Below are 19,262 nucleotides of genomic sequence, written 5' to 3'. Positions count from 1 at the left end.
GAATAAAACACAAAGAAAGAAAATTAAATTTATAAAATTAAATTAAATGCTTGCATTAAAGGCAGAAAACATATCAAAACAATACCGTCTAGGACAAGTGGGAACCGGAACGCTCTCTCATGACCTCAACAGGTTTTGGCACCAAATAAGGGGTAAAGAAAATCCTTATTTAAAGATAGGAGAAGCCAACGACAGAGCATCCAAGGGAGGTTCAGAATATGTATGGTCACTCAGTGATATCAATTTTGAGATCGAGCAGGGAGATGCTGTAGGAATTATTGGCAGAAACGGAGCCGGAAAGTCTACGTTACTAAAACTGTTAAGCAAAGTAACCAAACCTACTACCGGGAAAATATACACCAACGGAAGAATTGCTTCGTTACTAGAGGTGGGTACAGGTTTTCATCCCGAAATGACAGGTCGTGAGAATGTATTTCTGAATGGGGCTATCTTGGGAATGACCCGTAAAGAGATCAAAAGAAAGTTTGACGAGATTGTAGACTTCTCTGGTGTAGAAAGATATATAGATACACCTGTCAAAAGATATTCTTCCGGAATGTATGTGCGCCTGGCTTTTGCTGTTGCTGCTCACTTAGAGTCTGAAATACTTATAGTAGATGAAGTCTTAGCAGTAGGTGATGCAGAATTTCAAAAAAAATGTCTTGGTAAGATGGGCGATGTAAGCCAGGGTGAAGGAAGAACTGTTCTATTCGTGAGTCATAATATGGCAGCAGTGAATGAGCTTTGCAATAGTGGCATATTACTAGACAAAGGATCTATTCTGATGCAGGGTCCGAATGACAAATGCATAATAGAATATCAAAAAAGGAGCGGACATATTTCTCATTACAATGTTTCATCAGATGATTTCAAAATAGAGAATGAAAATATTGCCGTAAAATCATATTCCGCATTGCCTATTCACGGAAATGTTTTAAATATTAACTCAGGAATACGGTTTGAAGTTATTTTTTCGAATAAAATCCGAAATGTAAAATTAGATCTTTCATTTTATATAAGAAACTCCCATGAAGTCACGGTAATGAGCAATGGCATAATGATAAGCGAACAGGCTGAATTGGGAGAATATGCATTGATTTTTGAGATTGAACCTCATATTCTGAATGAAGATTCTTATTATTTTGAAATGTTTTGGGGAGTCAACCGTTCAGAAGTTGCATTTAAAACAGAATTATTCGGCTTTGAAATCAACGGGATAAAAAACCAATTTGGCGAAATCACTAAATCTCCCGGTGTTCTTTTTCCAAATATAAAATATCAAACAAAAAAGATATAATCTAGTACTATCTAAAAATTTAATCATGCTTTTAAACATTATCTTTTCGTATAATCGCGCAATGCAGTTAGATTATCTTTTGACTACTATTTTAAAAAGAATTAAAATAGATAGTTACGAAACTGTCATTTTATATCATACAACAGGAAGGCATGATTTAGGATATGAAAAACTAATTTACAAATATAAAGACTACCCCAACATCAGCTTTGCAGAAAGGAAAGAAGTATGGTTTGACCCTGCTTTTTTTAAGACTTTTAATAGCAAAAAGAATTATAATTTTTTTCTGGAAAAAAATTTATATAATAAGAAAGGAGATAATTTCAAAGGTTTGCTTCAAAAATTGTTAAGAAAGTCGAAACATGAATTAGTGATGTTTAATACTGATGATGGTGTTTTCTATGATGATATATTTTTGAGTGATGAAATTCTTTCTATTTTTAAAAGCAATCCCGACACAGTGTCTTACAGAATGTACGTTGGTGATAATATAGAGGGTTTTCCTGATTATGTACAGCAAAAAAACGGCTATTACGAATGGGATTATTATGAAGATAAAAACATTACGCATTGGTCTTACCCATTTTCTGTAGATGGTACAATTTATAATACTCAATATTTATTGAAGATTTTAGAAAAAGTACCTTATCATAACCCCATTACACTGGAAGAGAATGTTTTTCGATTTGCACTGGCTCATAATCTTTTCAGAAAAGGATTAGGCCCTATCAAAACTAAATTAGTGGGAACCACATTAAACAGGGTTTCAGTAGAGACGTTCAATCCTACGATCAATATTAGTGTGGATTTTTTAAACGAAAAATTTATTGATGGTTATACACTTCATCTCGGATTACCCGATCATATTGATGTTGTAAATATTGTTCCTTTTGAAGTCGCCATAACAAAAGGAGATACCAAAGAAATTATTTATTCCTTAGATGAACATGGCAAAAAAATACAGAATTTATACGGTGTGGAAGGCTCAAAAGAGCAGCAGGAATAATAAATAATTATAAGACTTATTTATTAAGATGGAAAAGCCATTAGTAACGATCATTGTTGTTTCGTATAATCATTCGAAATATATTAAGGAAAATCTGGACAGCATAAAAAACCAGACGTACAATAACATCCAGCTTATCGTAGGTGATGATGCTTCTTCGGATAATTCTGTAGATATTTTAGAAAAATGGTTGCATGAAAACAATTTTCCTGCACTGAAAAATATCCATCAGACCAATACAGGATTAGCAACCATGCTCAACGAATGTGTAGCACTTGCAGATGGAAAATATATTAAAATAATTGCAGCTGATGATTTTTTGCATCCCAAATCAATAGAAAAATGCGTTGAAAAATTAGAAACATTGAATGAGAACTATGGAATGGTATTTACAGATACTTATGCCATTGATGACCGTTCGAAAGTAATAGCAGACATTGCAGATTATAATAAACTGGGAGGTACCTCACCCGAAATTTTTAAAAAAGAACTGATAAAATCTAACAGGATTGCTGCGTTAACAGTTTTAATGAAAAAAGAAGTTTTACAAAAAACAGGAGAATATAGAGATGATTTATTGATTGAAGATTATTACAGATGGCTAAAAATCAATTCATTGTTTTACATCGCATATATTCCTGAAAAGCTGGCTTATTACAGATTACATGAGGGAAACTTATCCAAAACAAAAGCGCAAAGAATTGAGTATGAAACAATAATGGTTCAGATGATGTTTGATAAAGATGGCGATAGCAGGCAAAAAATTAATAATTTTACAAGTAAAAGTTATTTTAATCATCAAAAATTACCTATTGAGTATCACTTGCTATACAAAAGCTATCCCTATTCTATCAAAAGACTTTCTTTTTCATTAAATAATAAAATACCTGTTATACTATATCGATTTTTTAATAAAATATTGTAAAAAAAGTGAAGCCACTAATTTCCATAATTGTCCCATGCTACAAACAGTCACAATATCTTGATGAATGTTTGAAGTCTGTGCTTGATCAAACTTACCAAGACTGGGAATGTATCGTTGTGAATGATGGCTCTCCTGACAATACGGAAGAAGTCGTTAAACATTGGACAGAAAAAGACAGTCGTTTTACTTATGTATTTAAAAAAAACGGAGGTTTATCTTCTGCAAGAAATGCAGGAATTGAAATGGCTAAAGGCAGATGGATTTTACCATTAGATGCTGATGATAAAATTGGACATCAGTATCTGGAACTAGCAGAAAAAAAATTTGCCGACGGTTATACTGTTATATATTGTAAAGCAGAGTTTTTTAATCAAATTAACCAACCTTGGAAATTACCTGAATATAATTATTCTCAATTATTGATAGAAAACCTCATTTTCTGTTCAGCATTTTTCAATAAAAGTGATTGGGAAAAAACTTCCGGATATGATGTGAATTTAATTCATGGCAAAGAAGACTGGGATTTTTGGTTATCTATTTTAGATGAAAAAAAGAAAGTTCATTGTCTTGATTATTTAGGTTTCTTTTATCGAAGAAAAGAAGAATCTATGGATGTTGAGATTAATAAGAATAAAGCAAAAAAAGATTTTTCTTTAAATTATATCTATAAAAAACAATTAGAAAAATATCTTCCTGATAATCAAAACGCTATAGAATATTATCAGCAACAAAAAAGACTTAGTATAAATCTTAAATTTTATAATGAAATGGTTAATAAAAATAAGATCACCAAATTTTTATTTAAATTAATTACCAAACTCTCATAGAATGCTTTCGATAATAATTTCATCATATCAACAAACTTATTATGATCAGCTCATTAGAAATATCAGTGAGACGATTGGTAATAATTTTCTGTATGAAATTATTCAAATGTGGAATCCTAACTTGATGGGAATTACAGAAGCTTACAATTTAGGAGCAGAAAAATCAATTTACGAGAATCTTTTGTTTATTCATGAAGACGTTATTTTTCATACAAATGACTGGGGCAGAAAACTAATAGCTCATCTTAATAAACCCAACATTGGAATTATTGGATTGGCAGGAGCTTCGTATGTGCCCGTTGCTCCCAGCAGCTGGACAGTTTCAGAAAAGTACAATTTTATCAATATCCTTCAAGGTGATAAAGAAAAATCAGAAGCAATCCATATTCATACAACCAAAGAACATATCACTAAAGTATACGTTGTGGATGGTGTTTTTATGTCTGTGAAAAAAGAAATTTACACCCAATTTAAATTTAACGAAGAGTTGCTTAAATGTTTCCATGGATATGATTTAGATTTCAGTTTGAGAGTTGCAGAGAAGTTTCAAAATTTTGTAATTGATGATATTCTCATCCAACATTTCTCAATGGGTAATCAAGACAAAATCTGGCTTGATGCCAATATTAAAATCAAGAAAAAACTGAATATTAATTTTCGTCAGGCAGTCGATTCTGAAACAGAAAAAAACGTTTTCAACAGTTTTTTATACCTTTATTTCAAATTTTACCCTATCAATATAAAAAATATTTTATTAACACTTAAATTTTATCCTTTAAAACATATTAAATTTGCACATCACCTATTTTTGGCGAAAAAATATTATCATTTGATTAGGTATTATAGGGATATTAATAAAAAACACAGATGATTATAGGAAACGGACTTATTGCCAATGCCCTCAAACCGATTGATACAGAGAATATTTTATTCTTTGCATCCGGCGTTTCTAATTCTCTGGAAATAAGAACTTCTGAATTTGACAGAGAATTTTCTCTTTTACAAAAAAGTATATTCGATCATTCTGAAAAAAAACTGGTTTACTTTTCTACATTAAGTATTAATGATCAGTCCAAGCAAAACAGCCTTTATGTGCTTCATAAACTTCGAATAGAAAATTTTATTAAACACAATTGTAAAAATTATTTAATATTAAGAGTAGGAAATGTCGTGGGAAAAGGAGGAAATCCCAATACCCTCTTTAATTTTCTGAAAACACAGATAATTAACCGGAGTCAATTTGCACTTCATAGTAAAGCAAGGCGATTACTGATTGATATTGATGACATCTCAAAATTTTTACAATTAAACAGCAATCATATAGAAAACCAAACCATCAATTGTGCATTTCCTTACTATTATGATTTAAAAGAAATTGTAAACATGATTGAAGTGAAAATAAAAAAAACTGCTGATTATAAAGAAATTATTGAAGGAGATTTTTATAAGATCGATTTTGATGATCAATTTACCTGCTTTTTTTCTGAAATCAGCTCTGATGATTACTTAAAAAAATTAGTACAAAAATATATTTAAAATACAAATTGACACGAATGCCCGAAATTTATATCATTATCGTCACTTACAATGCCATGAAATGGGCTGAAAAATGCTTTACAAGTCTCAGAAATTCTTCTGTTCCTGTGAAAATTATTGTAGTTGACAACGGATCGATAGACGGCACACAGGAATATATAAAAAATGAATTTCCCGAGGTAGAATTTATTCAGTCTGAAGAAAACTTAGGATTCGGAAGAGCGAATAACATTGGTATTGAGAAAGCCTACAAAGAAGGTGCAGATTTTTTTTATCTGATGAACCAAGACGCATGGCTTTATCCTGACAGCCTTGAAAATTTATTGAAAGTTTATCACGATCATCCTAAAAATGATGAGATTGGAATCATCAGTCCGATGCATCTGGATGGTTCAGAAAAGTACCTGGATATATTCCTTGACAAGTACATTGCCAGCAATTTTGAAAAAACAAGATTCATTTCTGATCTTTATTTGCAAAATATAAAACCTTTTTACGAAATCAGCTTTATCAATGCGGCTCATTGGTTTATTCCAAAATCTACTATTGAAACGGTGGGTGGTTTTAATCCTTATTTTTTTCATTATGGTGAAGATGTAGAATACGCTAATCGTGTAAAATTTCATGGAAAAAAAATATTATTAACGCCGAACAGTAAGGTTGTACATGATGGCAAACAGATTTTAAGTAAAGTAGATTACAATAAATATGAAGATTTAGGGATTGAAACAAATATCATTAACCCAAATCTGCCCAATGCATTACAGCTGGAGAAAAAATCACTTCGCCAAAGTATGGTAAAAAATATGTTTACAGGAAACAGGGTGATGTACAAAAAACTGCAGCTGAAATATAAAAAGATTCTGAAAGAAGAAAAAACACTGATAGAAATTGCTCACAAAGTGAAGAAAGCTGGATTGACATTTTTGAATGTAAAAATTTAGCTCGTAAAAAACCCTCAAATTAAACTTAATATGTCATTAATAAAAAGAATTAAAAACAAGATAAAACTTCAATCTCATTCCGGAAACAACTATCATTGCCCATTTTGTGGTTATGATGCTAAAGATTTAGAAATAGTGGGTCACGATCTTCCCGTTCTAAAAGAAAAGCAGGTCGTTGGCGGAGGAAGAAGAGCTGCGGGTTGTTATAAATGCGAATCCAGAGACCGAGAAAGGCTGTTATATGCGTTTCTTATTGATGAATTGAAACTTCCTGACAATAGAAACATCAGCATACTCCATATAGCACCCGAACCTAAACTTTCAAAAATAATTCTCGCACAGAATTTTAAAGAATATATTTGTGGTGATTTATTTACAAAAGGTTACGATTATCCGGAATATGTTCAGAATATGAACGTTATGGATATTCCCTTTGAAGATCAGCATTTTGATTATGCCATTTGCAATCATGTTTTGGAGCACATTCCTGAGGACACAAAAGCAATGAAAGAGCTCCACAGAGTATTGAAGGTTGGCGGGAAAGCCATTTTGCAGGTTCCCATTTCTAAAAACAGCCAACATACATCCGAAGATTTCACCATTACTGATCAGAATAAAAGAAAAGAATTATTCGGGCAGTTTGATCATGTAAGAATATACGGTCAGGATTATGTTGACAGATTAGAAAGTGCAGGCTTTAAAGTAAATCGGATAAATATTTCAGAGAAATATCAAAAGTTTGGAGTAAATCCTGACGAAGATATTTTCTTTTGTGAAAAACTACTTCCATAATAATACAATCAACTTATGTGTGGAATCGCCGGAATTATTGCTCCAAACTCTAGAAATTATCAACAGGAAATCCTAAAAATGACCGATGCTATTGCGCATCGCGGTCCAGATTCTGCCCATCATGAGTTTTATGAGAATGCAACATTGGGACATCGCAGACTCTCGATCATTGATCTTTCTGAAAACGGAAAACAGCCTATGTTTTCCAATACAAAAAACGAATGTATTGTTCTGAATGGTGAGATATATGGCTATCAAACCCTGAAAAATAATTATTCGGATTACCCATATCAAGGAAGTTCTGACACTGAAGTTATTCTTGCAATGTATCAGCGCAAGCAGGAAAAGATGATTCATGATCTTCCCGGAATGTTCGCATTTGCGATTTGGGATGATGTAAAACAGCAGTTATTCTGTGCGAGAGACCGATTTGGAGAAAAGCCTTTTTATTATGCAATCGGGAAAAATAAAGAATTCATTTTTGCTTCAGAAATAAAAGCTATAATAGCAAGCGGGCTAATTGAGCCAAAAGTTAGCCAGGAAGCACTTTCACATTATCTGCAATATGGCTATGTAAGCACTTACCAAAGTATATATTCTAATATCTACACCCTACCTCCTGCTCATCAGTTGATTTGGAAAAAGGGTGAAATCGAAATTTTAAGATATTACAGCCTTCCGAAAAGCGACCGCCAGATCAGTTTATCAAATGCTAAGGAAGAATTTATTTTTCTTTTAAAAAACGCTGTGCAAAAACAACTTATTGCCGATGTGGAAGTGGGAAGCTTTCTTAGTGGAGGTTTAGATTCTTCATCAATAGTGGCACTGGTAAACGAATTTTTGCCTCATCAGACTACCATCAGTTTTGGATATGACCACGAAAAAAGCGAACTTAAATATGCCCGTGAAATTGCAGAAAAATATGAAACGAAACACGTAGAAATACATGAAAAGAAAGAAGATCTTGTTTCAGGAATTTTGAAGGTTAATCCCTTCTTAGATGAACCTTTTGCTGACCGTTCTTGTCTTCCGCACTTTGAAATCTGCAAGGCTGCAAGAAAAAATCTCACTGTAGTACTTTCTGGCGATGTGGGAGATGAGCTATTTGGTGGCTATAGTTTTTATAAGGTTGAAAATGAGCTGAAAAAACATTTCAGTTATCAGAATATCGTAGCTCAATTTGGATTAAAATTGTATCAGAATCTGAAGCAGACCTCATATATTTCACAGAAAAATATTCAGTACAGTTCGATATTAGATTTTCATCAAAATGATGTGCGGAATTTCTTTGATGAAAATGAAAGAAAGCAGCTCGGCATTAATGAAAACTACTCTCAGCCTTACAGTTTTACCGCAGACGAAAACTCGTTAAACGATATTATGCGTACCGATCTGGAAAAATTTGTTCCCGGGAATATGCTGGTAAAATCAGATAGGATGGCAATGGCAAATTCTCTGGAAGTAAGAACACCGTTTTTGGATGTAGACTTTGCCGAATTTTGCATTCAGCTACCTGATCAGCTTAAGATCAACTCTGCTCAGGAAAAAATAATCCTTAGAGAATCGATGAATTCTTACTGGACAGAAACGATCAGAAACCGCCATAAACAAGGCTTTGGATTAAGTATTGAAAACTGGTTTGAGGAAGATAATTTAATGAATCTTTCTGACGACCTTTTGAAAAATAAGAATCATGCGGTTTTTAATTATATTGATTTTAAAGCTTCTCAAAAGTTTTTAGACAAAGGACAAAAACACTGGAATCTTTTGCAATTGGCATTGTGGGCTGAAAAAATATAATGATGAGCATCAGGAAAAAACTCTCTTCACAATTTTACTATCTGCAATGGCTTTGGCAGACCAGAAAGTTACGCTCAGATTTTCCGAAATATAAAATCATGAGCATTGGCAAAACTATAGATAAAATAATACAGGAAAAAATTTCATTGAGCCGTTTTGGTGATGGAGAATTCAGGCTGCTGTTCCCCGAATTTGCTTTAGAATTCCAGGAAAACAATGAAACAATAAGAAAGAAACTTAAAGAAGTTCTGAATTCTGAGCTGGAAAATCATATTGTTTGTCTTCCTGAACCACTTGCTTCGGTTTCAAAACTTGATATTTTGACAAAATACTGGTGGAAAAAATTCATTAACAACTACGGTAAAAGAATAGTCCCTTTTTTGAATAAAGACACAATTTATGGTAACTCATTCATGACAAGATTTTATCTTGGTTATGAGAACAAATCTGTAAAAAGAAACCAGGGTATTGTAAATTCTTTAAAAAACATCTGGCGAAATAAAGATCTCCTGCTTATTGAAGGAAGATTCTCCAGACTTGGTGTAGGCAATGATCTGTTTGCCAACGCAAAATCAGTTCAGAGAATTCTGTCTCCCGAAAAGAATGCATTCAGATGTTATGATGCAATATTTGAATCGGCAAAAATGCACGGTCAGGAAAAAATAATTCTCATTGCATTAGGTCCTACAGCAACAATTCTTGCTTACGATTTGGCAAAATTAAATTACTGGGCCGTAGACATCGGACATATTGATATTGAATATATGTGGTTTTTGCAAGGTGCAACCGAAAAAATTGCCATTGCAGGAAGGCACGTTAATGAAGCAGAAAAACAGGAAGCCTTCCACATTCCTGATGAATTTCTGGAGACTTATACCAATAGTATTATTTTAGAAATTACCGAATGAGCCTAAATATTTCAGTCATTATCCCCGTATATAATGCTTCTTTATTTCTTAGAAAAGCGGTTGCTTCTGCTTTGCAGTTTAATGAAGTAAAAGAAATAGTATTAGTAGAAGATAAATCCACCGATAATTCATTAATCATTTGTCAGGAATTGGTGAATGATAATTCAAAAATAAAGCTGTATCAACATTCTGACAAAGAAAATCATGGTGCAGGAGCAACAAGAAATCTGGGTCTTGAAAAAGCCGAATCAGAATACATTGCCTTTTTAGATGCGGATGATTATTATCTTCCCAATCGTTTTGATGCTGAAAAAACAATTTTTAATGATCCTAAAATTGAAGGTGTATTCGGAGCAATTGGTGTAGAATATCTATCGGAAAAAGGTAAAGAAGAATTTCAAAATAAATTTAAAAATACAACATTGACCACTGTGAATTTTCCGGCGGCAGGTGAAGACGTTTTTAAGGGTTTAATGGGATTGACAACTCAAGTTTTCGGTTCTTTTTTTCACCTGAATACTTTAACGGTAAAAAAATCTTCGATTGAAAAAAACAATCTCCAATTTAACAAAGATCTGCGTGTTCATCAGGATTCTGATTTTATTATTAAATTATCGTATCACTGTTATTTGAAATCAGGAATTATAGAAAAAGCGATTGCAGTAAGAGGTGTACATGATGATAATAGAATTACCAAAATAAAAGCTTATTCAGGTAAATTTTATCATAATAATCTCTTATTACAAACCTCTCTTTACGAATGGAGTAAAGCATTAAAACTAAATCCTATCTATTCTAAAAAGATAAGACTGGATTATTTAAGCTTTAAAATAGCCAATCAAAAAGGTCTGAAAAAATGGGTTAATTTTTTTACAACCTGTTTAATAAATCCTGAGTTTATCAGAACAAGATATCGTTTTCACGCCTTAAATAAAAACCATGATTCGTAAAAAAATAAATCAGATTATTGTCCTTGTGAAAGATTCTCTGGCTTTTGCAAAACTAAAATTATATCATCCGAAGAAGAATCAAAAGTCTTTATTGGTGAACGTTGAAAACCCTCAGTTATACCACAGATTTTTTTATTTGGTCTTAAAATTTTATCAGATATCCGGTTATAATATTTATTATCCTATGAGTTTCTCGAAGTTCAGAAACTTAAGAAATAAAAATCTTTATCTGGGTTTGATTTTGAGAGAAAAAAATTTCTTATCAATAAATAAAAATAACTTTACACAAGATATTATCGAAATCAATGATAAAATGTTCAGTCCTGACTATTTTCTAAATTATTTTAAAAAAGAAAATCAGGAGAACAATTGCTTTCATGTACCTATGAGTTTTCATCCTTTTATGTATCATCAAAATATCTGGGATAACAAAGTAAACACAGAGAAGCAACGTATAAATTCTATTTACTGCTATGGAAATTTTGATTCTAAAGCCTATTTAGATATTAAAAGAACGGAATTTAATGTGATTCCTAGAACAGAATTGTTAGATTTTTTCCAGCAAAAAAAACAATTTATGTCTATTCATAATAAAGAGGAAATTATTTCTGAAAATACCGACCAACTAAATGGAAAATTTATCTTTGCCATTAAAGAAAACTGTCCTATAGCAATGGATGACATTAGAGAACTTTTATCTTATTTCAATTTTTATCTCTGCTGTCCGGGAGTTGTAATGCCATTATGTCATAATGTAATTGAAGCGATGTCTGTAGGAACGATCCCTCTCATAGAAAAAGAATATGCAGAAGTAATGTATCCCAATTTGCAACATCAAGTGAATGCTATTATTTTTAAAGATTTACCCGATCTTGATAAAATTCTTTCAGAACAGCTTTTTGCTTTTTCAGAAACAGAAATTTCTAATATGAGAAAAAATGTTTTAGAATATTATCAGAATTTTCTCACGCCGGAAAGCGTTGTAAATCATCTTAACGAAAACATTAAAAGCAAAACACTCATATATCTGCAGGCTGAACATCGCAGCGTAAAATTTAAAAAATAACATTTCTTATCATGGGAATTACACAAAAAATCACCTCAAAATTATATGGCAAAATTGCTTACCAAACTTTTTTTGAAAAACTTTTTTACACAGCACTAAAAGGAATGAACTATGGAAACGGTTCAGATTATGAAAAAAGTGGAGAAAAATATGTTTTCGCCTTAATCAATAAAATTTTCGCTAATCAAAAAATTACAATCTTTGATGTAGGAGCCAACATTGGAGGATATAGTAAATCACTGATTCAAAATATACAATCAGATTTTACAATTCATGCTTTTGAGCCTACTTCATTTTGTATTGCGGAACTAAAAAAAATAAACCACCTCAACTTTATACCTTATCAAATAGGCTTCAGCAGCAAAGCTGGAACAGCGGAGATTAATTATGATTACGACGGATCTGTATGGGCATCAATTGAAAATAGCGAGTATGCACGACATCACAAGAAGCTTGATAAAACAGAAATTATAAACTTAAAGACAATAGACACCTTCATTGAGGAAAACAACATTTCAAATGTTGATTTTCTGAAAATTGATGTAGAGGGACACGAGTTGGAAGCTTTCAAAGGCGCTTTAAGATCATTAGAAAACAACAAGATTTCCTTAATACAATTTGAATTTGGCTTGGCAAGTCTGTATGCAGGAAACACCTTGAAAGACTTCTTTTCACTTCTTTCTAATTATGATATCTACAGAATTCTACAAGACGGAATTCGCAAGGTAACTTATCATGAGGCATTTGAAATTTACTTGACGACAAACTACTTAGCTGTAAATAAAAATGTAAATCTTAAAACCTAATGAAAATATCTGTCATCATTCCCGTTTACAACGCAGAAAACTATATTGTTCAGGCTGTGGAATCTGCACTTCAGTTTGAAGAGGTCTTTGAAGTAATTTTGGTGGAAGATCAGTCTCCCGACAATGCTTTGGAAGTTTGTCAAAAATTAACTGAAAAATATGATCGTGTAAAACTTTATCAACATCCTGACAAAAAAAACCATGGTGCCGGAGCCAGCAGAAACTTAGCTATTGAGAAGTCTACAGGAGATTTTATTGCATTTTTAGATGCTGACGATTATTATCTTCCTAATCGATTTGACGCCGAAAGAGAGCTTTTCAAAAACCCTGATGTGGAGGGCGTTTATGGAGCAATTGGTGTTCACTATTATTCGGAAAGGGCAAAAGAACAGTATTATAAGGTATTTGGCGACCGCCTGACAACTGTCTATAAAAGACACAATCCAAAAGATGTATTTCCTGGTCAGCTTAATATGAAAGGAAGTTTTGGGCTTTTCAGCATTGATGCTTTAACTCTACGAAGAGAATCTTTAATACAAAAAGTGAAACCTTTGTTTAAAACTCATTTAAGACTACATCAAGATACAGAATTACTTTTCAGAAGCTCTTTTTATTTAAATTTTTATTCAGGAATTTTAGATGAAGCTGTGGCGATGAGAGGTGTTCACGAGAATAACCGAATTACACAGGTTGACACAAAAAAGATAAAACCTTCTTCCACAAGAGTTTTACTTTGGAGAGAAGTAAATCACTGGGCAGAAAATGAAAACACGTTACCTGAAGAGATTAAAATTCATATCAAAAGAGTGCACCGCAGCTGGGAAATTGCAAATGCACCTGCAATAAAAAAATGGGGTATGATTTTGAAGTATCTTGTGAAAGATTTCCCAAGCATCAAATCCGGACTGTACAATATTAATTTTAGGAAAGATTTATTCTGAATAAATTATTTTTTCATCAGAATAGAATCTGAAATTTGAGCTGTGAAAATTTTACCAGATTCTTTGTACATATGGTTTCCGTCTGTATATTTATAATTATTGAAATTTTTAGAAAAATCAAAAAACCTTACATCATCATTTTGTGCTAAGTTTTTGATTGTCTGGTTAAATTGAGGATATTTTTCATTCTCAATGTTCATAATTTCAAGAGAAGCAGGTACACGGACTATATAGACCTTACCTTTTTGTTTTAAATACTTTATAATCTGTCCAAATGCTTGTAGACGATCAGATGACAATTTCTGTTTTTTCGAAAGGCTTTTATAAAAAGATATTTTTTCTTCTGTCCTTCTGTTTACCGAATCTCTATTCATGTTTACGGTAACCTCCAACCAGCCATCATTATGTAGAAAAGTATTTGATTTTCCAGCTTCTTTTCTTTCTGTATAGAGCTTAAACCAGCTTCTTGTGTAATTTTTTATTAGATATTCGTAATTGGGCGACAGATCATAAAAATACATATTATTAAGTGGAGAATTTTCTTCAGGATATTCTGCAGTATTTTTTACATTTCTATCCATAGATAAATTCCAGGGGTCAACTGTTAAGATAAATGTTCCATTTTGAGTATTGGGATCCATTTTTCTTTTTAAAGCTTTAAGATAAATCTGTCCGTAAGGTGATTCTACAACATTGAACGAGAAATTATCAAACTTTTTATTGAGTTTTTTATTCAAAATACCGGGTATTACCGCTTGTGCACCTCTCGAATCTCCTAAAATAATATTTTGAGGTTTTTCAACAGAAAAATGCATATAATTATCATCTGTATTACCATCAGCAAAAATACCCAACAAGCCAAATAACAATAATATCGCTATACAGTAAGGTAATATTTTTAAAAGAAACTTTTTCATACTAAAACTGAAAATAAATAAATTCATTGTTTCCAAAAACGGCATATCGTAAAATGATATATATAATCAGTATATATATAATGCGTCTGATCCAGGGATTAAATCTGCTCACTTCAAGGCCGTGAAATCTTTCCCTGTTGATCCATTCGATAATCAGCATAAAAACAATTAAGCAAAAGACTTTGAAAGGAAAATGATGGGGAAATGAAAAGACTTCCACGTCAAATATATTGCGAATATATACAACTGCCTGTGATAACGATGATGATCTAAAGAAAATCCAGGCAAAACAGACGATTGAAAATGTAAATAAAATCTGAAATATTTCTTTTAATGATGGAAAAAATTTGCCCTGAGAAACCACTTCCATATTCTTCCTGTTTTTTTTGGCAACCAATAAAGGTAAAAAGTATAAAGCATTTAAGAATCCCCAGATAATAAATGTCCAGTTGGCTCCGTGCCAAAATCCTGAAACTAAAAAAATAGCAAAAGTATTTCTTATTTTCATCCAAATTCCACCATTGCTTCCTCCCATTGGAATGTATAAATAATCTCTGAACCATGATGAAAGAGAAATATGCCACCTTCTCCAAAATTCAGCTATATCTCTTGAAAAATAAGGAAACGCAAAATTCTTTAACAGTTCTATCCCAAACAATCTGGATACTCCCAGAGCAATATCTGAATATCCCGAGAAATCACCATAAATCTGAAAAGCAAAAAGAACAGCACCCAATACCAGATTAGAGGGACTTTCCGTTTGATAATTATTAAATATCTCATTTACAAGAGGCGCACAATTATCTGCTATCACCATTTTTTTAAACAGCCCCCACAAGATTTGTCTCATCCCATCAACAGCTTGTTGATAATTGAAAATTCTTTTCTTTTGAATTTGCGGCAAAAGATGGGTTGCCCTCTCAATTGGGCCTGCAACCAGCAAAGGAAAATAGCTTACGAAAACAGCATAATCTGTAAAGTTCTTTTCTGCTTTTATTCTTTTTTTATAAACATCAATCACGTAAGATAGCCCATGAAATGTATAAAAAGAAATTCCTACAGGAAGAAAAATATTAATAAGCCAAATATTCACATTCAACCCAAAACTATTAATTAACTCGGAAAAACTTTCGACGAAAAAATTATAATATTTAAAAACACCCAAAAAACCAAGATTAATTCCGATACTTATGATCAACCAAAACTTAGCTTCTTTGTCTGTTTTGCTTTTCTCAATTTGAATTCCTGAAAAATAATCTAATGTTATTGAAAATATTAATAAAAATAAAAATCTCCAATCCCAGCAGGCATAGAAATAAAAGCTTGCAAAAAGCAAGAGACGATTTTGATATTGATACTTTTTATTAAAGAGAAACCAATAAAGAAAAAAAACGACTGGCAGAAATATTAAAAATCCGAAGGAATTGAATAGCATACAGTTTTTTTTATAATTTCTAAATAATTATAGATGAAAAAACTGTATATAAATGTTTCATAAAATTCGTAATTAAAGTAATTTTTATGGATTTTTATTTTAATTTAAGAATAACAAATAAGATAAATCTTAATTTAATATCCTATTCTTTATTGAAGTTCTATTAAAGGTAAATTTGATATTTAAAATAATTTACTTGACAAAAACACCCACAAACTTGCCTTCAAATTCAACAACTGTGGTTTGAATGTTGTTTTTCTCACAAAAATCCTGATAGGCAGAATTGTCACCAATATCGTCACTGATAAACACACCACCCTTTCTCAAATGTCTGTACAATTCGTTGTAAGCCCAGACCCGACCGTTATAACTTTTATCAGAATCATAATGTACTACATCAAAAACCTTATTTTCGCTGAAGATTTTAGGCAAAGCTTCCTTATCAGCAAAACGAAATAATTTCCAGAACTTTTTAAGATTTTCAGGAACTACAAAACCCACATATTGATCTCCATTTTGTCCCAGATATGGCATATCTGAGCTGTACAAGGTTCCGTTTCTTTTTTCAAGAGACAACAAAGAAAAAAGAGAAGACCAGCCATAAGCAACACCGGTTTCCACTGCATTCTTCGCATTGGTAAATTCACAAGCGTAATAAATGAGCTCAAGAGCTCCGGGACCACCCATTTTTATGGGACAATTTTTTTCTTTCTGTGATGCTTGTTCTAAGACTTCACTAAAATTTTTTCTAAATGGAGAACTGTCAATTTTAAAAATCGCAGAAATAGCATCCTCCTGTGAAACAGCTTTAGACTCAGCCCAGGAATGGGTTTTTTCTTTACCTTTGAAGGCATTATTTCTGTTGATGGTGTTCTTTAAAATTTTCCTTCCCAGTTCAGGATAGAGGTCTGGTCTTTTAATATAACCTATAAAGGTTTTAAGAACTCTTTTTATTTCGCCCAAAGCATTTCAATTAATTTACAAAAATAAAGATTTTATCTTATTAATGATTTATAAGAATAATTATCTTTGTGAAAATTTATTAACACAAATCCCTCTTCATCTGATGAAGTTTTCTATACTCATTGCCAATTACAATAACGGAAAGTTTTTCAAAAACTGCTACGATTCTATTATTGCCCAAAACTATAATAATTGGGAGGCTATTATTTTGGATGATGCATCTACAGACAATTCATTAGAAATCATTAAAAAATTGGTTGATCATGACAACCGTTTTAAAATTTTCAGAAATGAGCATAACAGCGGGGTAGGTATTACCAAAAGTAAGTTAATAGAACTGGCAAACGGAAAAATCTGCGGTTTTGTAGATCCTGATGATGCGATTACACCCAATGCATTGAGCTCAAGCATTAAAATTTTCTCAACCAGAAAAGACGTGGGACTCACCTATTCTAAATATGTGAAGTGTGACGAAAATCTAATTCATTTGGAAATTCCTAAAAATTCTATGCAGGTTCCGAATAATGACCTCTATTTTTTCAACTGTCCGGTTCATATCGTACATTTTGTTTGCTTTAGGAAAGATCTTTATGAGCAGACCTTAAAAATAAACTCTGAAATGAAAATTGCTGAGGATCAGGATTTATATTTAAAAATGTATGAAAAAGGAAAAGTAAAATTTATTGACGAAGCCAATTATCTGTACAGAACTCATTCTGGTGGTATCTCACAAAATGATAACAAACCAAAATCAAGAGAATATTTTGCTCAGGTAATTTTTAATGCAATGAAGCGAAGAAATTTAAAAATGATTAATGGCAAATCAGTTCCCGATAACTTCAAAGACTCAAAACAGATTTATGATTTACTTGAATATCAAAATTCTGTTTCCTTTAGGATAAAAAAGAAGTTGAAAATTTTGGGTCAGCAATTATTTAATATATGATGAAAAACCAATAAAAAATAATTTAAAAAACACTAAAATGATGAAAAACACTAAAACAAAAGTTCTTTTCAGACACCGCTCTATGGAAATGGGTGGTGTTGAAAAAGTAATTTTAAGCATGCTCAATCATCTTGATAAAGAAAAATTTGAGATGACGGTTTGTTTAAATATCAATCAGGGTGAGCTTCGCAATGAGTTTCCTGAGCATGTAAGAAAAGTTTTTATAACTGACGGAAAAGAAGATTTTTCTACAAATTCAATTATTCAAAAATTACAACTTGCAAAAAGAAAAATAAAGCTTCTGAAAGCTGAAAAAGACCCGAAAATAGCCGAAAAATTACTCAATGAAAATTTTGACGTTGAAATTGCACCCACTTATGCGGCCTTTTCATCAGTTTTAAATTCACCGAATAAAAATTCAAAAAAAATCGGCTGGTTTCATTCAGATATTACCTTTCCAAAACTGCAACCCGCAGTTCCCTCAATTTTAAAACAGATTCCTCAGTTTGATTATTTTATTTTTGGATCTCAACAGACTAAAGATATTTTAATCGAAACCTATCCTAATTTAAACATTCCGGAAAATCAGGTCATCTTAAATGCCATTCCGATGGATGAGTTGAAACATAAAGCTGAAGCTTTTAAACCAAAATTCCCCAACAAACCGGTATTTGTTTCTGTGGCAAGGCTTCACAGCAGAAAAGGTTTTCACAAGTTGATGGATGCACATGCAGGATTATTAAAAGATGGCTTTGATCATCATATTATCGTGATAGGAGATGGTGATGAAATGGAAAATTTAAAAAAACAGGCGGAACATTTAGGTGTAACCAAAAGTTTTGAATTTTTAGGATCATTGTTAAATCCTTATCCCTATGTGAAAAACGCAGATTTTTTTATTCTGCCTTCTGAATCTGAAGGATGGCCATTGATTATTGCAGATTCTCTTATCCTTCAGAAGCCTATAATTTCTACAAATGTAGGCGGAATTCCTGAAATGATAAGTCATAAAAAGACGGGTTACCTCATCAATTATGAAATCAGTGAGATGTATGAAGCCATGAAGAAATTTATCACCGAGCCAGAATTTGTCTCCAATATTAAAGAAAATCTGACTGATATTGAAAAACAGTTTGATAATCAAAAAATTTTTGATGCAGTTGAAAATATCATCACTAAATTAGTTGAAAAATAATCCCCTGC

Annotated in this window: 19 protein-coding genes; 16 read left to right on the top strand and 3 right to left on the bottom strand. The window is 32.0% G+C overall.

The window, feature by feature from the left end; all coding sequences use genetic code 11:
- Nucleotides 1-46 precede the first annotated feature (46 nt).
- From ACZZZA_RS06320 to ACZZZA_RS06255, 14 genes are read left to right on the top strand one after another with little or no spacing between them, the layout of a single operon-like run.
- Nucleotides 47-1,297 (top strand): ABC transporter ATP-binding protein, encoded by a 1,251-nt coding sequence (locus ACZZZA_RS06320; protein WP_463430340.1) that lies wholly within the window; start codon nucleotides 47-49, stop codon nucleotides 1,295-1,297.
- A gap of 25 nt (nucleotides 1,298-1,322) precedes the next feature.
- The gene (locus tag ACZZZA_RS06315; protein WP_463430339.1) at nucleotides 1,323-2,303 is read left to right on the top strand and encodes a hypothetical protein; all 981 of its coding nucleotides are present in this window, start codon (nucleotides 1,323-1,325) and stop codon (nucleotides 2,301-2,303) included.
- A gap of 28 nt (nucleotides 2,304-2,331) precedes the next feature.
- On the top strand, nucleotides 2,332-3,228 hold the full coding sequence (locus ACZZZA_RS06310) for a glycosyltransferase family 2 protein (protein WP_463430338.1): 897 nt from the start codon (nucleotides 2,332-2,334) through the stop codon (nucleotides 3,226-3,228).
- Nucleotides 3,229-3,233: 5 nt separating this feature from the next.
- Nucleotides 3,234-4,055 carry a glycosyltransferase family 2 protein gene (locus ACZZZA_RS06305; protein WP_463430337.1) on the top strand — a complete coding sequence of 274 codons (822 nt, stop codon included), beginning with the start codon at nucleotides 3,234-3,236 and terminating at the stop codon, nucleotides 4,053-4,055.
- Nucleotide 4,056: 1 nt separating this feature from the next.
- Nucleotides 4,057-4,926, top strand: a complete 870-nt coding sequence (locus ACZZZA_RS06300; RefSeq protein ID WP_463430336.1) for a glycosyltransferase — start codon at nucleotides 4,057-4,059, stop codon at nucleotides 4,924-4,926.
- Nucleotides 4,923-5,591: an NAD-dependent epimerase/dehydratase family protein gene (locus ACZZZA_RS06295; RefSeq protein WP_463430335.1), complete on the top strand. Its 669-nt coding sequence runs from the start codon at nucleotides 4,923-4,925 to the stop codon at nucleotides 5,589-5,591. Before ACZZZA_RS06300 ends, ACZZZA_RS06295 begins: the two co-directional genes overlap by 4 nt.
- A gap of 17 nt (nucleotides 5,592-5,608) precedes the next feature.
- Nucleotides 5,609-6,535 (top strand): glycosyltransferase family 2 protein, encoded by a 927-nt coding sequence (locus ACZZZA_RS06290; protein WP_463430334.1) that lies wholly within the window; start codon nucleotides 5,609-5,611, stop codon nucleotides 6,533-6,535.
- 30 nt (nucleotides 6,536-6,565) lie between these two features.
- On the top strand, nucleotides 6,566-7,327 hold the full coding sequence (locus tag ACZZZA_RS06285) for a class I SAM-dependent methyltransferase (protein WP_463430333.1): 762 nt from the start codon (nucleotides 6,566-6,568) through the stop codon (nucleotides 7,325-7,327).
- Nucleotides 7,328-7,342: 15 nt separating this feature from the next.
- Nucleotides 7,343-9,127, top strand: a complete 1,785-nt coding sequence (asnB, locus tag ACZZZA_RS06280) for an asparagine synthase (glutamine-hydrolyzing) (RefSeq protein ID WP_463430332.1) — start codon at nucleotides 7,343-7,345, stop codon at nucleotides 9,125-9,127.
- A 2-nt stretch (nucleotides 9,128-9,129) separates the two neighbouring features.
- Nucleotides 9,130-10,035: a GT-D fold domain-containing glycosyltransferase gene (locus tag ACZZZA_RS06275; protein WP_463430331.1), complete on the top strand. Its 906-nt coding sequence runs from the start codon at nucleotides 9,130-9,132 to the stop codon at nucleotides 10,033-10,035.
- Nucleotides 10,032-10,985 (top strand): glycosyltransferase family 2 protein, encoded by a 954-nt coding sequence (locus ACZZZA_RS06270; protein WP_463430330.1) that lies wholly within the window; start codon nucleotides 10,032-10,034, stop codon nucleotides 10,983-10,985. The genes ACZZZA_RS06275 and ACZZZA_RS06270 overlap by 4 nt, the downstream gene beginning before the upstream one ends.
- The gene (locus tag ACZZZA_RS06265; RefSeq protein WP_463430329.1) at nucleotides 10,975-12,051 is read left to right on the top strand and encodes a hypothetical protein; all 1,077 of its coding nucleotides are present in this window, start codon (nucleotides 10,975-10,977) and stop codon (nucleotides 12,049-12,051) included. Before ACZZZA_RS06270 ends, ACZZZA_RS06265 begins: the two co-directional genes overlap by 11 nt.
- Before the next feature lie 11 nt (nucleotides 12,052-12,062).
- Complete coding sequence (locus ACZZZA_RS06260; protein ID WP_463430328.1) at nucleotides 12,063-12,857, top strand: FkbM family methyltransferase; 795 nt, start codon at nucleotides 12,063-12,065, stop codon at nucleotides 12,855-12,857.
- The gene (locus ACZZZA_RS06255) at nucleotides 12,857-13,798 is read left to right on the top strand and encodes a glycosyltransferase family 2 protein (RefSeq protein WP_463430327.1); all 942 of its coding nucleotides are present in this window, start codon (nucleotides 12,857-12,859) and stop codon (nucleotides 13,796-13,798) included. Before ACZZZA_RS06260 ends, ACZZZA_RS06255 begins: the two co-directional genes overlap by 1 nt.
- A gap of 5 nt (nucleotides 13,799-13,803) precedes the next feature.
- Here ACZZZA_RS06255 and ACZZZA_RS06250 read toward each other — a convergent pair whose 3' ends face one another.
- The 3 genes from ACZZZA_RS06250 to ACZZZA_RS06240 form a co-directional block, all read right to left on the bottom strand.
- A complete protein-coding gene (locus ACZZZA_RS06250; protein ID WP_463430326.1) occupies nucleotides 13,804-14,715 on the bottom strand; it encodes a hypothetical protein in 912 nt (303 codons plus the stop codon).
- A gap of 1 nt (nucleotide 14,716) precedes the next feature.
- On the bottom strand, nucleotides 14,717-16,150 hold the full coding sequence (locus ACZZZA_RS06245) for an MBOAT family O-acyltransferase (protein ID WP_463430325.1): 1,434 nt from the start codon (nucleotides 16,148-16,150) through the stop codon (nucleotides 14,717-14,719).
- 192 nt (nucleotides 16,151-16,342) lie between these two features.
- Nucleotides 16,343-17,113 (bottom strand): class I SAM-dependent methyltransferase, encoded by a 771-nt coding sequence (locus ACZZZA_RS06240; protein WP_463430324.1) that lies wholly within the window; start codon nucleotides 17,111-17,113, stop codon nucleotides 16,343-16,345.
- 103 nt (nucleotides 17,114-17,216) lie between these two features.
- On the opposite strand from ACZZZA_RS06240, the gene ACZZZA_RS06235 reads away from it, so the two are divergent.
- Nucleotides 17,217-18,059: a glycosyltransferase family 2 protein gene (locus ACZZZA_RS06235; RefSeq protein ID WP_463430323.1), complete on the top strand. Its 843-nt coding sequence runs from the start codon at nucleotides 17,217-17,219 to the stop codon at nucleotides 18,057-18,059.
- Nucleotides 18,060-18,096: 37 nt separating this feature from the next.
- On the top strand, nucleotides 18,097-19,254 hold the full coding sequence (locus tag ACZZZA_RS06230; RefSeq protein WP_463430322.1) for a glycosyltransferase: 1,158 nt from the start codon (nucleotides 18,097-18,099) through the stop codon (nucleotides 19,252-19,254).
- Nucleotides 19,255-19,262: the final 8 nt, after the last annotated feature.

This window comes from Chryseobacterium sp. AC405b, from assembly GCF_979258685.1.
Note: the sequence above shows the minus strand (reverse complement) of the source record. Positions and strands in the feature narration are given on the sequence as shown.

Excerpts from the sequence above, each read along its gene's own strand:
- ACZZZA_RS06285 (WP_463430333.1), top strand. The coding sequence starts at position 6,566 with ATGTCATTAATAAAAAGAATTAAAAACAAGATAAAACTTCAATCTCAT.
- ACZZZA_RS06260 (WP_463430328.1), top strand. The coding sequence starts at position 12,063 with ATGGGAATTACACAAAAAATCACCTCAAAATTATATGGCAAAATTGCT.
- ACZZZA_RS06300 (WP_463430336.1), top strand. The coding sequence starts at position 4,057 with ATGCTTTCGATAATAATTTCATCATATCAACAAACTTATTATGATCAG.
- ACZZZA_RS06230 (WP_463430322.1), top strand. The coding sequence starts at position 18,097 with ATGATGAAAAACACTAAAACAAAAGTTCTTTTCAGACACCGCTCTATG.
- asnB (WP_463430332.1), top strand. The coding sequence starts at position 7,343 with ATGTGTGGAATCGCCGGAATTATTGCTCCAAACTCTAGAAATTATCAA.
- ACZZZA_RS06295 (WP_463430335.1), top strand. The coding sequence starts at position 4,923 with ATGATTATAGGAAACGGACTTATTGCCAATGCCCTCAAACCGATTGAT.
- ACZZZA_RS06250 (WP_463430326.1), bottom strand. The coding sequence starts at position 14,715 with ATGAAAAAGTTTCTTTTAAAAATATTACCTTACTGTATAGCGATATTA.
- ACZZZA_RS06245 (WP_463430325.1), bottom strand. The coding sequence starts at position 16,150 with ATGCTATTCAATTCCTTCGGATTTTTAATATTTCTGCCAGTCGTTTTT.
- ACZZZA_RS06290 (WP_463430334.1), top strand. The coding sequence starts at position 5,609 with ATGCCCGAAATTTATATCATTATCGTCACTTACAATGCCATGAAATGG.
- ACZZZA_RS06235 (WP_463430323.1), top strand. The coding sequence starts at position 17,217 with ATGAAGTTTTCTATACTCATTGCCAATTACAATAACGGAAAGTTTTTC.
- ACZZZA_RS06315 (WP_463430339.1), top strand. The coding sequence starts at position 1,323 with ATGCTTTTAAACATTATCTTTTCGTATAATCGCGCAATGCAGTTAGAT.
- ACZZZA_RS06310 (WP_463430338.1), top strand. The coding sequence starts at position 2,332 with ATGGAAAAGCCATTAGTAACGATCATTGTTGTTTCGTATAATCATTCG.
- ACZZZA_RS06275 (WP_463430331.1), top strand. The coding sequence starts at position 9,130 with ATGAGCATCAGGAAAAAACTCTCTTCACAATTTTACTATCTGCAATGG.
- ACZZZA_RS06320 (WP_463430340.1), top strand. The coding sequence starts at position 47 with ATGCTTGCATTAAAGGCAGAAAACATATCAAAACAATACCGTCTAGGA.
- ACZZZA_RS06270 (WP_463430330.1), top strand. The coding sequence starts at position 10,032 with ATGAGCCTAAATATTTCAGTCATTATCCCCGTATATAATGCTTCTTTA.
- ACZZZA_RS06265 (WP_463430329.1), top strand. The coding sequence starts at position 10,975 with ATGATTCGTAAAAAAATAAATCAGATTATTGTCCTTGTGAAAGATTCT.
- ACZZZA_RS06255 (WP_463430327.1), top strand. The coding sequence starts at position 12,857 with ATGAAAATATCTGTCATCATTCCCGTTTACAACGCAGAAAACTATATT.